11 protein-coding genes are annotated in these 14869 nt (G+C 65.2%); 8 read left to right on the forward strand and 3 right to left on the reverse strand.

Annotated elements, in window-relative coordinates:
* Positions 1-71 precede the first annotated feature (71 nt).
* Entirely contained in the window at positions 72-2093 is a 2022-nt protein-coding gene (locus IVB23_RS23905) for a YgiQ family radical SAM protein (RefSeq protein ID WP_247800276.1), read from the reverse strand.
* A gap of 194 nt (positions 2094-2287) precedes the next feature.
* Here IVB23_RS23905 and IVB23_RS23910 point away from each other — a divergent pair, with 194 nt between their 5' ends.
* Positions 2288-2452 carry a hypothetical protein gene (locus tag IVB23_RS23910; RefSeq protein ID WP_197966529.1) on the forward strand — a complete coding sequence of 55 codons (165 nt, stop codon included), beginning with the start codon at positions 2288-2290 and terminating at the stop codon, positions 2450-2452.
* A 6-nt stretch (positions 2453-2458) separates the two neighbouring features.
* Here the strand turns inward: IVB23_RS23910 and IVB23_RS23915 are convergent, their stop codons facing one another.
* Positions 2459-3124: a GntR family transcriptional regulator gene (locus IVB23_RS23915; RefSeq protein WP_247800278.1), complete on the reverse strand. Its 666-nt coding sequence runs from the start codon at positions 3122-3124 to the stop codon at positions 2459-2461.
* 7 nt (positions 3125-3131) lie between these two features.
* Entirely contained in the window at positions 3132-4544 is a 1413-nt protein-coding gene (locus IVB23_RS23920; protein WP_247800279.1) for an FAD-binding oxidoreductase, read from the reverse strand.
* Between the two features lie 165 nt (positions 4545-4709).
* Between IVB23_RS23920 and IVB23_RS23925 the strand changes: the two genes are divergently transcribed.
* The 7 genes from IVB23_RS23925 to IVB23_RS23955 all read left to right on the forward strand — a co-directional run bounded on the left by IVB23_RS23925 (position 4710) and on the right by IVB23_RS23955 (position 14869).
* The gene (locus tag IVB23_RS23925; RefSeq protein WP_247800281.1) at positions 4710-5594 is read left to right on the forward strand and encodes a dihydrodipicolinate synthase family protein; all 885 of its coding nucleotides are present in this window, start codon (positions 4710-4712) and stop codon (positions 5592-5594) included.
* Between the two features lie 212 nt (positions 5595-5806).
* Positions 5807-8134, forward strand: coding sequence for a TonB-dependent siderophore receptor (locus IVB23_RS23930; protein ID WP_247800283.1), 2328 nt, complete (start codon positions 5807-5809; stop codon positions 8132-8134).
* A 2-nt stretch (positions 8135-8136) separates the two neighbouring features.
* The gene (locus IVB23_RS23935) at positions 8137-9327 is read left to right on the forward strand and encodes a PepSY-associated TM helix domain-containing protein (protein WP_247800285.1); all 1191 of its coding nucleotides are present in this window, start codon (positions 8137-8139) and stop codon (positions 9325-9327) included.
* Positions 9328-9481: 154 nt separating this feature from the next.
* Positions 9482-10771, forward strand: coding sequence for a DUF1963 domain-containing protein (locus IVB23_RS23940; RefSeq protein ID WP_247800287.1), 1290 nt, complete (start codon positions 9482-9484; stop codon positions 10769-10771).
* 96 nt (positions 10772-10867) lie between these two features.
* Entirely contained in the window at positions 10868-12100 is a 1233-nt protein-coding gene (locus IVB23_RS23945; RefSeq protein ID WP_247800289.1) for a rhodanese-like domain-containing protein, read from the forward strand.
* A gap of 344 nt (positions 12101-12444) precedes the next feature.
* Positions 12445-13689 (forward strand): phosphoglycerate dehydrogenase, encoded by a 1245-nt coding sequence (serA, locus tag IVB23_RS23950; protein WP_061881255.1) that lies wholly within the window; start codon positions 12445-12447, stop codon positions 13687-13689.
* A gap of 160 nt (positions 13690-13849) precedes the next feature.
* Positions 13850-14869, forward strand: coding sequence for a patatin-like phospholipase family protein (locus tag IVB23_RS23955; protein ID WP_061881203.1), 1020 nt, complete (start codon positions 13850-13852; stop codon positions 14867-14869).

Consider the following 14869-nt stretch of genomic DNA (forward strand, 5'->3'; position numbering starts at 1 on the left):
GTTGTTTTCGAACTTTTGTTTTGGAAGGTGCGAAAGCGCCGCCGAACCGGGCCAAACCCGGCTCTCGCGCGCTACTTCATCACCCGCAGGCCCTTGGTCGTGAACCGCTGCGTCTTGCCGCCAGGACGGACCGGTCGCCGCGTGCCGGCGGCCTTGCCGGTGCCGGGCGGCTGGTGCGCGGGGACGAGCTGGTGCGGCTGCGAGCCGATCAGGTCGCGGCGGCCCATCTCGATCAGGGCTTCGCGCAGCACCGGCCAGTTGTCGGGGTCGTGATAGCGCAGGAAGGCCTTGTGCAGGCGGCGCTGGCGCAGGCCCTTGATCGCCTCGACCTTGTCGCTGCCGCCGTGGCGCACGCCGCGCAGCGGATTGACTCCGGTGTGGTACATCGCGGTCGCGGTCGCCATCGGCGAGGGCAGGAAGGTCTGCACCTGGTCGGCGCGGTAGCGGTTCTTCTTCAGCCAGAGCGCGAGGTTCATCATGTCCTCGTCGGTCGTGCCCGGATGCGCCGCGATGAAATAGGGGATCAGGTAATATTTCTTGCCGGCGCGCTCGGCCGCCTCGTCGAACATCCGCTTGAACTTGTCGTAGGCGCCGATGCCCGGCTTCATCATCTTGTCGAGCGGCCCGCGCTCGGTATGCTCGGGCGCGATCTTGAGATAGCCGCCGACGTGATGGGTGACGAGCTCCTTGATGTATTCGGGACTCTCCACCGCGAGGTCGTAGCGCACGCCGGAGGCGACCATCACCTTCTTGATGCCCTTGGTCTCGCGCACCTTGCGATAGAGCCGGATCAGGTCGTCATGCGAGGTGTTGAGGTTCGGGCAGATCTCGGGGAAGACGCAGGACGGCCGCCGGCACGCGGCCTCGACCTTCGGGTCCTTGCACGCCATCCGGTACATGTTGGCGGTGGGGCCGCCGATGTCGGAGATGACGCCGGTGAAGCCCGGCGTCTTGTCGCGGATCTTCTCGATCTCGCGCAGGATCGAGCCCTCCGAGCGGTTCTGGATGATGCGGCCTTCGTGTTCGGTGATCGAGCAGAAAGTGCAGCCGCCGAAGCAGCCGCGCATGATCGTGACCGAGAACTTGATCATGTCCCAGGCCGGGATCTTGGCATCGCCATAGGACGGATGCGGTGCGCGCGCGTAAGGAAGGTCGTAGACCGCGTCCATCTCCTCGCTGGTCAGCGGGATCGGCGGCGGGTTGAGCCAGAGATCGCGGTCGCCATGACGCTGCACCAGCGGCCGCGCGTTGCCGGGATTGCTCTCCCGGTGCAGCACGCGCGAGGCGCGGGCATAGGCTTCCTTGTCGTGCTCGACCTGCTCCAGCGCGGGCAGGCGGATCACGGTCGGTCCGCGTTGGCGCGATGCGCCTTCGTCGGCGGAATCGAGGTCGTCGGCGTGCAGCTCCGTGTAGTCAGCAGGGACCTTGCGGAACAGCGCGACGCCCCTGATGTCGTCGAGCTCGCGCGGCGCTTCGCCGGCGGCGAGGCGGCTAGCGACCTCGACGACGGCACGCTCGGCGTTGCCGTAGAGCAGCAAGTCCGCCTTGGCGTCGGCGAGCACGGAGCGGCGCACCTTGTCGGACCAGTAGTCGTAATGTGCGATCCGGCGCAGCGAGGCCTCGATGCCGCCGAGCACGATCGGCACGTCCTTGAACGCCTCGCGGCAACGCTGGGCGTAGACGATCGTGCAGCGGTCCGGCCGCTTGCCGCCTTCGCCGCCGGCCGTATAGGCGTCGTCGCTGCGGATGCGGCGGTCCGCGGTGTAGCGGTTCACCATCGAGTCCATGTTGCCGCCGGTGACGCCGAAGAACACCTTTGGCTTGCCGAGTGCCTTGAAGGGCTCGGCCGAGTGCCAGTCCGGCTGGGCGATGATGCCGGCCCGAAAGCCCTGCGCCTCCAGAAGCCGGCCGATGATGGCCATGCCGAAGCTCGGATGGTCGACATAGGCGTCCCCGGTCACCAGCACGATGTCGCAGGCGTCCCAGCCGAGCGCATCCATCTCGGCGCGGCTCATGGGCAGGAACGGCGCCGGCTTGCGCGGTTGCGCCCGGGCCATCAGCGGCTTTTCGGCGGTGATCATCTGGGTGTCCATGGCGCCTACGCATAGGGCCGGGGGCGGGCGAATTCAACCGCTCGCTGTGCCGATGATGCGGTTCCGGCGCCGATCGGATGTGGCCGCAGGAACCAACCGCGCCCGCGGGCATTCTGGCTACGGGTTCGACGCGGGCCCGGTTGTGCGCGCATCGTTTCGGCGTCCGTGACGTCGCCTCTGGCGATGGGGGAATCGTGGGTACGGTCATAGAGAACTTGCTGTTGCGGAAGCAGAAGCTCGTGGAACAGCTCGAGAAGGCGCCATCGGTCGAGGACCGCGATAGAATCGAGCACCAGCTCGAGCAGATCAACACCGCGCTGGATTTTCTGGACAGGCCGGGATCGAAGGAGGAGCGGTAGACGCGCTCAATCCGCCTTCAGCGCCGTGGCATAGACCATTCCCGAATTCGTGATGTGCGTCGTCATCAATTCGCCGAAGGCGACGAAATCGCCGCGCGCGAACAGATCGAGCAGCTTGCGGTGCTCGTCGAAGGACGTGCGGGTGCGCACGTCGATCGGCGAGGTCAGATTGGTGCGGAGCGCGGCGACGCGGCCGGAGACGAGCTGATAGGATTCGGCGAGGTAGCGGTTGCCGCAATGGGTGAACAGCGCCTCGTGGAAGGCGGCGTCGGCGCGGCCATAGGCGATGTTGTCCTTTGCCGCGACGGCCGGCTCCATCGCTGCGATCGCCGCGCTCATGGCCGCAAGCGCACCGTCGCGATCGTGACGAAAGGCCAGCTCGGCCGCCCTGGGCTCCAGCGCGATGCGGAAGGTGCAGAGCGCATCGATGTCCTCGGCGCTCGGCGTGAACACGAAGCTGCCGACCTGCGGCCGGATCACGACGAGGCCTTGCGCCTGCAACTGGCCCATCGCCTCGCGCACCGGCGTGCGGCTGACGCCGAAGGAATTGGCCACCATCTCCTCGGAGATGGCCGCTCCAAGCGCGAACTCGCCGTCGATGATGGCCTGGCGCAGTCGCAGCATCACGCGCTGCGACAGCGATTTCGGCGTATCGAGCTTGAGCGATCGCATGGCGCGCTCAGATCACCTTGCCGGGATTGAGCAGGTGATCGGGATCGAGCGCCGCCTTCAGCGTCCGCATCAGCGCGATCTCGGCCTCGCTCCGGGCATGGCCCAGCCACTGCTTCTTCAGCGTGCCGATGCCGTGCTCGGCGGAGACGCTGCCGCCCATGTCTCTGACGAGACCGTAGATGATCGCGTCCATCTCCTCCTTCGGCTGCTGCGCGACCGAGAGGCCGGCGACCCAGGAGACGAGATGCAGATTGCCATCGCCGATATGGCCGTAATAGACGCTCTCGCAGCCCTTGATGCCGGAGGCGAGCGCGGCCTTGCAGCGCGTGGCGAACTCGTCCATTCGCGCCACCGCAAGGCCGATGTCGTAGGAGATGTGCGGCCCCAGCACCTGGCCGAACTCAGCGCAGATGTCGCGCACGCGCCAGAAGGCCTGCGTCTGCGCCAGCGACTGCGCCACGGCGGCGTCGGCGAGCAGCCCACCTTCCATCAGTTCCTCGAGCCAGTTCTGGAAACGCGGTGCGTCCAGGCTCTCGTCGGTGCCCTGCGCCTCGACCAGCACATAGAGCCCGTGACCTGGCGCGACCGGTGGCTTTACCCCGGCGCGATTCGTGATCACGTCCCAATAATCCGGCCACATCACCTCGAACGCCGACAGCAGCGGACCGAGCCCGCCGCGCGCCGCGTCCAGCAGCGCGACCACAGCATCGTAGTCCTTCAGCGCGCAGAGCGCGGCCATGGTCGAGCGCGGCTTCGGAAACAGCCTGAGCACCACGCGGGTGATGATGCCGAGCGTGCCTTCCGAGCCGATGAACACATGCTTCAGATCGTAGCCGGCATTGTTCTTCATCAGCTTGTTGAGGCTGGTGATGATGGTGCCGTCGGGCAGCACGACCTCGAGGCCAAGCACCAGCTCGCGCGTCATGCCGTAGCGGATCACGCGGTTGCCGCCGGCATTGGTCGAGAGATTGCCGCCGATCGCACAGGAGCCGCGCGAGCCGAGATCGAGCGGAAAGAAGAAGCCGGCTTCATCGGCCGCCTTCTGGATGGTCTCCAGCGGCGTGCCCGCCTTCACCGTCATCGTCATCGAGGCGCGATCGATCTCCTCGATGCCGGTCATGCGCTCCAGCGAGATCGCCACCCAGCCGGCTTCGGGCGAGGCGCCGCGGCACAGCCCGGTCAGTCCGCCCTGCGGCACGAAGGGAAGCCGCGCCTGCCGGCAGGTCGCAATCGCATCGGCCACGCCTTTCGCATCGAGCGGCCGGATCACTGCGAGCGGCGTCTGCGGCAGGCTCGCGCTCCAGTCGTTGCAATTGCGAGCGGGCACCTCGCTGCCAGTCAGCACCGCGGCCGCGCCGAGCCTGTCGCGCAACGCGCCGAGCAGTTGGTCGCGCCGTCCGGCGGGGGTCACCATGTCCATGCGAGACCTCCTCAATATTTCCGCAGCGCCCATGGCGCCGAGATTTGCATCCACCTTGTATGTAAGGTACAAGGCGGAAAGTAAAGCAAAAACAGGATCCCAGTAAGCGCAGAAGATCGTTGGAGATCAGCGGCTTAGTTCGGGACGGTTGCAAAGGGCGGTGTGATGACGGAGGCAATTCGCGGGTTCTGGGTGGCGTCGGCGACGCCGCTGGCGGCCGATGGCAGCGTGGATCACGCCCGGCTCGCCGCCCACACCAAGCAACTCTTCGGCAAGGGCGTCGACGGCGTCGTCCTGTTCGGCACCACCGGCGAAGGCACCTCGTTCAATGCCAGCGAACGCGTCGCGACGATCGAAGCCATGCTCAAGGCCGGCATCGCGCCGGAACGCATCGGGGTCGGCGGCGGCTTCCCCGCCATCACCGACAGCATCGCGCTGACGCGCGCCGTGCTCGGCCTCGGCCTGCGCCACGTGCTGCTGCTGCCGCCCTATTTCGATCGCAGCGTCACGCCCGAAGGCATCGAGGATGCCTTTGCCGCGATCATCGATGGTGTTGCCGACGATCGGCTGCGCGCCTCGCTCTATCACATCCCGCAGGTGTCGGGTGTCGCGATCCCGACGACGGTCGCCGCGAACTTGCGCAAGCGCTATGGCAAGCAGGTCGCCGGCTTGAAAGACTCCAGCGGCGACTTCAAGCAGTTCCAGGCATTCCGCGCGGCCGCGCCCGAGCTCGCCATCACCGTCGGCAACGAGCCCGACATCGCCCGCGCGATGGCCGCGGGCGGCGCCGGCACCATTTGCGGCATGGCCAACCTCCTGCCGGAGCTGGTCAAGGGCATGATTGACGGCAAGGCTGTCGAGGCGCGCATGCAGGCAGCGGCGGATGCCGTGGTGAAGACGCCGTCTCTGGTCGCGACGTTGAAGGCTATCCTTGCGGCTCAGACCGGCGATACAGGCTGGCTGCGCGTGCGCCCCCCGCTCCGCGCGTTGTCCGACGGCACCGCGCTCAAGCGGAAGCTCGACGCGTTGATGGCGCCTGCCATCGCGTGAGCCCGCGCAAGATCGCCACGCGCCGCCGCGAATTCGCGTGCTGCGTGCCGCGCTCGGCGAGACGGCCATTAGAGATTGCCGTTCAGCGCCGATCCTTTCTTAGAACCATTCAATACTAGAGCGATTCAAGTCCGCTTATGGTTCCGCTCGCGCGCCGGGCCTGTTAGACGCGCCAGCTTCAATGCTGCGTCTGACTTGGAAGTGAATCGAACGTGCGTGCTTATCTGGATGGCCAATGCGCCAGCGGCCATCGTCATCGAGCCGGCAAGAGCCGCGCCGGTCTTCTCATCACAGCAGCTGTGCTGCTCGCCGAATGCCCCTCCAACATGACGACCGCCCAGGCGCAATCGGCGCTGCCGCCGGTGACGGTGGAGGCCTCAACACCGCGGTCGAAGCCGGCCCGCGCATCCGGGCAGCCGTCGCGCCGCACGCAAACGACAGCTCGCCGCCAGCCCAATCGCAATACCGCCCCCGCAGCGCCGACGCTCTCGGAGCGCGCGGCCGCGGATGCCGCCGCGCAACAGGCCGCAAAGCTGGGCTATCGCGCGATGCCGAGTTCGACCACGCTGCGCAGCGGCGCATCGCCGCTTGATACTTCGCAGACCGTCAACGTCGTGCCCGAGCAGGTGCTGAAGGACCAGCTGCCGCGCAACATCGACGATGCGCTGGTCAACATCAGCGGGATCGCCCAGACCAACACGCTTGCGGGCACTCAGGACGCCGTGATCCGTCGCGGCTTCGGCGACAATCGCGACGGCTCGATCATGCGCAACGGCATGCCGCTGGTGCAGGGCCGCAGCCTCAATCCCGCGGTCGAAAGCGTCGAGGTGCTGAAAGGGCCGGCCTCGCTGCTCTACGGCATCATGGATCCCGGCGGCATCGTCAACACCATCAGCAAGCGTCCGGAGCTCTATCAGCACGGTTCGGTCACGCTGCTCGGCTCGACCTATGCGAACAACCGCAGCGGCGCCGACGGCACGCTCGACATCACCGGTCCGATCGGTGACGGCGGTCTTGCCTATCGCTTCATCGGCTATGGCGTCAGCGAGGACTATTGGCGCAATTTCGGCCGCCACAGGGAATTGCTGGTGAACCCGTCGCTGGCCTGGTACGGCGACACAACGACGGTGCAGCTCACCTATGAGCACCGCGAATTCATCTATCCGTTCGACCGCGGCACGGCCTTCGTCAAAGGCGCTCCACTGGCGATTCCGAAGACGCGCCGGCTCGACGAGCCCTTCAACAACATGTGGGGCACGTCCGACCTGGTGCAGGCTTCCGTCGAGCAGAAGCTCGACGACAATTGGAAGGTCACGGCGGCCTACAGCTACAACACCGAGACTTTCAGCGCGAACCAGCTTCGTATCACCAGCGTCAACGCCACGACCGGCGTTGAAACCCGCAGCAACGACGGTACGCGCAATTCGCTGAGCAACGCCAGCTACGGCACCTCCTATCTGCAAGGCGACGTCTGGGTGGGCGGTTTCCGCAACGAGATCCTGTTCGGCGGCGAGGCGCTGTATCGTACGATCGATCGCCACGATTTGATTCGCCAGGCGACGCAGAGCTTCAATTTCTATAACCCTGTCTACGGGCTGGTCACGCCGGGCACGACCGTTTCGGCAACCGACAGCGAGCAGACCGACAAACTCGGCACCCGAAGCTTCTTTGCGCAGGACACGTTCCACCTGACCAATTGGCTCTCCGTGGTCGGCGGTGTGCGCTGGATGGAATACGAGCAGCTCGCCGGAAAAGGCCGGCCCCTCTTCGTCACTGCCACCAATCTTTCGGGCGACAAGGTGCTGCCGCTCGGCGGCGTCATCTTCAAACTCAACGACCAGCTCTCTTACTACGTGAGCTATACGCAGTCGCTCAAGCCGACATCGGTCATCCCGCCGTTCACCGCCGGCTTCGTCGTCGATTCCACCATTGCGCCCGAAGAGGGAACGCAGTGGGAGACCGGTCTGAAATTCGACGTCAACAAGCGGCTGTCGGGCACTCTGGCGGTCTACGACATCGAGAAGAAGAACGTGCTGGTGCTGGACGACATCGGCGGCGGCAAGTCGGCGGCGCGCACGTCCGGTGCGGCCAGGTCTCGCGGCGTCGAACTGGACGTGACCGGCAGGCTGACCGACGAATGGAGCATGATCGGAAGTTACGGCTATACCGACGCACGCCTGATCAATGATCCCGTTGTCGGCAATGCCAAGCTGTTCAATGTTCCAATGAACACGGCTTCGCTCTATCTCGTCTACGATTTCGGCGACAGGCTCCCCGGACGCCTGCGGCTGGGCGGCGGCGCGCATTATGTCGGCGATCGGGCGGGCGACTCTGCCAACACGTTCTTCATGCCGGCCTATACCGTGGCGGACATTTTTGCGACGTACGACACGAAGATCGATAATCTGCCCGTGACGTATCAGTTCAATGTCAAGAATCTGTTCGACAAGCTCTACTATACATCCAGCACCGGGAATGCCCTGAACGTCGCCATCGGCGATGCGCGGCGGTTCTCGCTGTCGGCAACGGTGAAGTTCTAGCGATGACGGTGCGGATCGGGTATACGGTCAAGGCCGTCCTGTTCCAGGTCCATTCCATCGCGGGCCTCGCCCTCGCGCTGCTGGTGTCCATGATCGCGCTGACCGGCGCGATCATGAGTTTTGAGGACGAGATCGTCGACCAGCTCAACGCCGGGATCATGCAGGTCCCACCGCGTCAAATCCCGGCGCTGATGCCGGACGTGTTGGTCGCCCGGCTGAAGGCGGAGCAGGACGTCGGCAAGGTCTCGGCCGTCACGCTGTCGAGCGATCCGGCGGCGGCGGCCCATGTCCGCTTCGCGCGGGATGAAAACGGCGGAAGGCCGGCCTCGCTCTTTGTCGATCCTTACGATGCGCGCGTGCTGGGTTCGCCGCGCGGCGAGGCGTTCTTCGCAACGGTGCGCAGGCTGCACCGGTGGCTGCTCATTCCCGGTGACGGCAAGGGCTGGGGACGCCCGATCACCGGCACGATCGCACTCGGCCTCATTGTCATGCTGGTCTCGGGCCTCGTGCTGCGCTGGCCGCGCCGGGGCGGCAGCGTGAAGATGTGGCTGAAGCCGAATCTCGGGCTCAGCGGCCGCGGACTGCACCGGTCGTTGCATGCCGTGATCGGCACCTGGGTCCTGCCGGTCTATCTGGCGATAACGCTCACCGGGCTGTATTTCTCCTTCGAATGGTACAAGGACGGCGTGACCTGGCTGCTCGCGCGTCCGCACGCCGCCGCCGAGAAGATACAGCCTAAGATGTCCGCGAAGCCGACGCGTACGGCCAGCTCCCAGCCGGCGCCGCCGATCGGATTCGATCAGGCCTGGACGACGTTCCAGCGCGAGGAGGGCGACCGCTTCTCCAAGGCGTTGCTGACGCTGCCGGCGCAGGGCACGACGATCCGCATCCGGTCGTGGGGGAAGGCGTCGTTGCTCGAGACCACGCGCGACGAATTCCGCATCGATGCCGTCACCGGGCAGATGGTCTCCGCCGAGCGCTATGCCGACAAGACCTTCGGCGAGAAGATCATCGCGGCCATCTACGACATCCATCGCGGTGCGATCCTGGGATGGCCCGGCAAGCTCGCCTTCATGATTGCCGCCGTCTTGATGCCCTTGTTCTCGGTCACGGGAATCCTGCTCTATCTGTCGCGCCGCAAGCTGCGCCGCCCGGCGCAGCCGCCGCTCGGGCGGCTCGTTCCCGGCGAATGACAGTGATGCACTAGCCGCCGCGCCACGCGCCGCCGATAGCTCATCCGCAGCCGGTGCAAACAACGCCTGCCGCACACAGCGGATCGGAGCGACTTGTCTGAACTCTCCACAAATGGTTCGATTGACGAAGTCCATGCGAAAGTCGGGGTGATCGATGGCGCGATCCGAGCAAGACGAAATCGAGGAGACGGCGCTGCCTGCGGTGCTGGTCAGACGCAGCGATCTGCCCGTGCCGCTCGCGCACCCGGCGCGGAGCTTTTTCGGCGGGCTCCCCAAGCTGCCCCCGAAATTTGATTGGCCGACGGCAGAGGTCATGGCCAATGAAAAGCCGGAAACGGTTGCGCTTACATTCGTAGCTCAAATTGACCTGGCTGAAGTGCCTGGGGCCGGCTGGTCGCCGCTTCCGACGCGAGGCACCCTTTATTTCTTCTGTAGTTCCGTGTTTGTTGGCGAAGGACATCCACCTTGTCGCGTACTGTATAGCCCGACGGACGGTGGCGTGTATCCCAACCGCGCGCCACCGCCAGACCTGATGCCGCTGGCAGGCACCGACGGTGATTCCCAGGTCAGATGGCTCGACCCCAACCTCGATCTTCATTCCAGGGTCGAGTTCAAGTATCCGGTCTCCTTCCGACCGTTCCGCGACTTCTACTTCCGGGAGGACGCCGTCGGAGGGGCGCTTATGGTCAAAGAATTGTGTAGGGCGCTGGGTCCGGGGGAGGCGCACGAGAATGATCTGCTTCAATTCAGAGCTGCGTCCGAATACGAGAAGGACGAGGATTGGCCCTTCAACTGGCTCCTCATCACCTATGTGGTCCGGTCGGTATTGTCGCACGTCCAACGCGATCTGACGCGTGGATATTATGGCAAGCCGCTCACCGACGAAGCAACTGTTGAATTGAAGCGGCTACGCGCTGGTGCAATCGGGTGGCTCGAGCGCTGTCGGGCGCTTACCCCAATGGACGACGTTGATCCGGATACAAAGGCGAGCTTCAGATCCTGGTGGTTCAAGATTGTGCATGCCTACGAGAAGCTGGACGGGCAGGTGCCCACATATGCGGGTACAATCGCGCACGACCTCGGCAACGCCATCAACCATACGATCCGTTGCATGGCGACTCAGGACGTCGATATCTCCGACCACGCCCCGTCCAGCTACGTCGCGAATCTGGCGCGGCAGAATCACTGGAAGACGCCAACCGTGGACGATGGCAAGCACCGCCACTTCAGAACTGCGCTTCATCAGATGCTGGGATACGGCAGCGGCCCGCAAGATGCGACCGAGGCGCACCTGGAGGACGTGCTGTTGCTTCAGATTCAGGGTGATCTTGCTTTCTTCAATTGGCACTCCAACATTGGCGGTGTGCTTCATTTCTGGATCGGTCGGGATGCTCTTGATCAACGCGACTTCTCGCAGGTCGTCGCGACATTCGAGTGCGACTAGCCCGATCTCCGCGCCATTGTCCTGTTCTCCGATATCGCTGGTCAACACCGCCGCAATGGTTCAAAAGCTCCTGGCTCTGTCCTCAAGGTCCATGCCATGAAGCTTCCGACTGTCACCCCCGCCGACATCCGCCGTGCGCTGCTGTTGCGCGAAGAGATCGCGTTGCTCGATCTCAGATACGAGGCGGCCTTCGCGACCGGCCATCCGCTCTTCGCCGCCAATATGGCGGTGGACCGGATCGCCGTCGAGGCCGAGGTCCGGCTGCCGCGCAAGGATGTGCCGATCGTGCTCTATGATGACGGCGAGGGGCTGGTCGCGTCCGGTGCCGAGCGTCTGGCCGCACTCGGCTACACCAATGTCGGCGCACTCGACGGCGGGCTGAAGGCGTGGCGCGATGCGGGCTTCGAGGTGTTCGAGGACGTCAATTCCTACTCGAAGGCGTTCGGCGAACTGGTCGAGTCGCGTCGCCATACGCCCTCGCTGAGCGCCGACGAGGTGGCAAGGCTCATCGCCGACAAGGCCAACATCGCCATCCTCGACGTCCGCCGTTTCGACGAATATGCGACCATGAACATCCCGGGCTCGGTCAGCGTGCCCGGCGCGGAGCTGGTGTTGCGGGCAGGGCAGGCCGCACCCGATCCCGAGACGACGATCATCGTCAACTGCGCCGGCCGCACCCGCTCGATCATCGGCACCCAGTCGCTGATCAATGCCGGCGCGCCGAACAAGGTGCGCGCACTGCGCAATGGCACGATCGGCTGGACGCTGGCGCGGCATACGCTTGATCACGGCGCTGACAGGCGCGGCGCGATCGGGCCATTCGAGGGCGGACCGGCCAATGCCCGCGATGTTGCCTACCGCGCAGGTGTTCGCCGTATCGGTGCGAACGAGATGTCGGCGCTTGCTGCGCAGACCAATCGCACGCTCTATCGTTTCGACGTGCGCGACGCCGAGGACTATGCGGCCGGCCATCTCCCCGGTTTCCGCCATTATCCTGGCGGCCAGCTCGTCCAGGAAACCGACATGGCCGCGCCCGTGCGCGGCGCGCGCATTCTCCTGACCGACGACAAGAACATCCGCGCCGACATGACGGCGTCCTGGCTGGCGCAGATGGGCTGGGAAGTCTATGTGCTCGAGGGCGGCTATGACGGTGCGCTCGACGTCGGGCCGCCGCATGTCCTGCCGAAGCCGGATCCGGCACACCGCTACCGCCGGCCCTATGAAGGCACTGATGTGGCCGAAGCTGCGATGCAGGCCTATCTCGACTGGGAATACGGCCTCGTCGAGCAACTCCGCCGCGACGGCACGCATGGGTTTTATGTGATTTGACGGCGAGCGAGCCGTGATCCTTGCCGCTCGCATTGATTTATCACCGTCACCCCTGAGGTGGCCGCTCCTTCAGCGGCCCTCGAAGGGCGACGCCCGGCTGCATCGGGACCGTTCATCCTTCGAGGCTCCCGGCGCGATGCCAAGCATCGCGCCACTCGCACCGTCGGCGACTTCGCCGCTGCGCAGGGATGACGGGACGGCTGCTGTGAGCGCGGGAACGGCGGAGCTGGTGGGATGCCAAGCGCACGGGCTCCTGCCATCTTCTCCCCGTATCCGACCCCTATTGTGCTGCACATCCTCCACGGTCTATGAGCTGCGGCAAAGCTGTGACTTACGGAGATTCCATGTCAGCCCCAGGCCAAAGCCCTGAGCGAAGCGCCAAGGCGCTGCTGCTCGAAGGCGTCAATGACAGTGCCGTGGACCTGTTCAGGAGCGCGGGTTTCACCAATGTCGAGCGGCTGACCAAGGCACTGGACGGCGAGGATTTGCGGCAGGCGATCAAGGGCGTATCGCTGCTGGGTATCCGCTCGCGGACCCAGATCACCGATGAGGTGCTCGCGGCATCGGACCAGCTTCTAGCCGTCGGCTGCTTCAGCGTCGGCACCAACCAGGTCGATCTCCTGGCTGCGCGCAAGCGTGGCATTCCCGTGTTCAATGCCCCGTTCTCCAATACGCGCAGCGTCGCCGAGCTCGTGATTGGCGAGATCGTGATGTTGCTGCGGCGGATCTTTCCGCGCTCGGTGTCGGCCCATCAGGGCGGTTGGGACAAGTCGGCGACCGGCAGCCGCGAGGTACGCGGCCGCACGCTGGGCATCGTCGGCTACGGCAATATCGGCTCGCAGCTCTCGACGCTGGCCGAAGCCATGGGCATGCGCGTGATCTACTTCGACCGCACCGACAAGCTCCGTCACGGCAACACTGAGCCGGTCGAGAAGCTCGAAGAGCTGCTGGCGCAGAGTGACGTCGTCAGCCTGCACGTGCCGGAGACGCCGGAGACCGCGGGCATGATCGGCGAGAAGGAGCTGCGGACGATGAAGCCTGGCTCGTTCCTGATCAACAACAGCCGCGGCACCGTGGTCGATCTCGACGCGCTTGCCGGCGCTTTGCGCGACGGTCACCTCGCCGGCGCAGCCATCGACGTGTTTCCGGTCGAGCCTTCGTCGAACGCGGAACGCTTCAAGAGCCCGGTCCAGGGCTTCGAGAACGTCATTCTCACGCCGCATGTCGGCGGCTCGACCGAAGAGGCGCAGGAGCGGATCGGCGGCGAGGTCGCGCGCAAGCTGGTCGACTATTTCATCACCGGCTCGACCATGGGCGCGGTGAATTTCCCCGAAGTGCAGTTGCATCTTCGCCCCTCCGGCGCGCGCTTCAGCCATGTCCATCGCAACGTGCCGGGCATGCTGCGGCGGCTGAACGAGGTCTTCCTCCAGCGCGACATCAACATCGCCGCGCAATATCTGGAGACCGCCGGCGACCTCGGCTATGTCGTGCTCGACGCCGATCTCGGCGGCCAGGACTCCGGCGAACTGCTCCAGCAGATCCGCGCCCTCGACGGCACCATCGGCGCGCGGCTGGTGTTCGAGCACTAAAGCCTTTTCGAGCGACGTGGATATAAAGAAAACGCGTCAAATAGCTCTGGACCACCCACGTTCCGGTTGCAACTTGTAGCAACTACTCCCACACTGTCGTCGAATTCGGCCCGGTCAAAAATCGCGTCGAATTTGAGCTTCAGTTGCGTGAGTGTCCGCCATGGAACGGAACGCCGTACTGATTGATCTCGCGCTTCAGGGCGGCGGTTCGCACGGCGCCTTCTCCTGGGGTGTGCTCGACCGTCTTCTGGAAGAGAAATGGCTGGAGATCGCCGCAATCTCCGGAACCTCCGCAGGCGCGATGAACGCGGCGGTTCTGGCGGACGGCTGGACGGCCGGCGGCGCCGAGGGCGCGCGCGAGGCGCTCGACCGATACTGGCGCCGTGTCTCGAAGGCCGCGACCTTCAGCCCGCTACAACGCTCTCCGCTCGACCGCTTGATGGGGCGCTGGACCCTCGATACGTCGCCCTTCTACGTCCTCACCGATTTGATGTCGCGTGTGCTGTCGCCCTACGACCTCAATCCGACCGGTTACAATCCGCTGCGCGCGGTGCTGGCCGAGAGTATCGATTTCGAACGCCTCGCGCGCTCGCCGATCCAGCTGTTCATCACCGCGACCAGGGTACGCACCGGGCGCGGCCGTATCTTCCGCAACGCGGAGATCACGGCGGATGTGCTGCTGGCATCGGCCTGCCTGCCGACCATGTTCCGCGCGATCGAGATCGACGGCGAGCCCTATTGGGACGGCGGCTTTGCCGGCAACCCGACGATCACGCCGCTGGTTCGGGAGAGCGACGCGCACGACACCATTCTCGTCCAGATCAATCCGACCGAGCGGCTGGAGGAGCTGCGGACGGCTGCGGAGATTCTCAACCGGGTCAACGAAATCTCATTCAACTCGCCGCTGATGAAGGAGCTGCGCATGATCGCACTGCTGCGCCAGGCGGCGGACCCCGGCAGCGGCGAGGGCGCACGCTGGGCGAAGATGCGCACACACCGGGTCAAGAGCGACATGCTGGCGAAGTTCGGGGCCTCCTCGAAGCTCAACGCGGAGTGGGAGTTCGTCTCGATGCTGCGCGCCGAGGGGCGCATGGCTGCGGACAACTTCCTCGCCGAGCACGGCGCGGAGATCGGCCATCGTTCGACCGCCGATCTCGATGTCCTGCTGTCGGAGTGCTGA

The sequence above is a fragment of the Bradyrhizobium sp. 191 genome, from assembly GCF_023100985.1.
Taxonomy (GTDB): Bacteria; Pseudomonadota; Alphaproteobacteria; order Rhizobiales; family Xanthobacteraceae; genus Bradyrhizobium; species Bradyrhizobium diversitatis.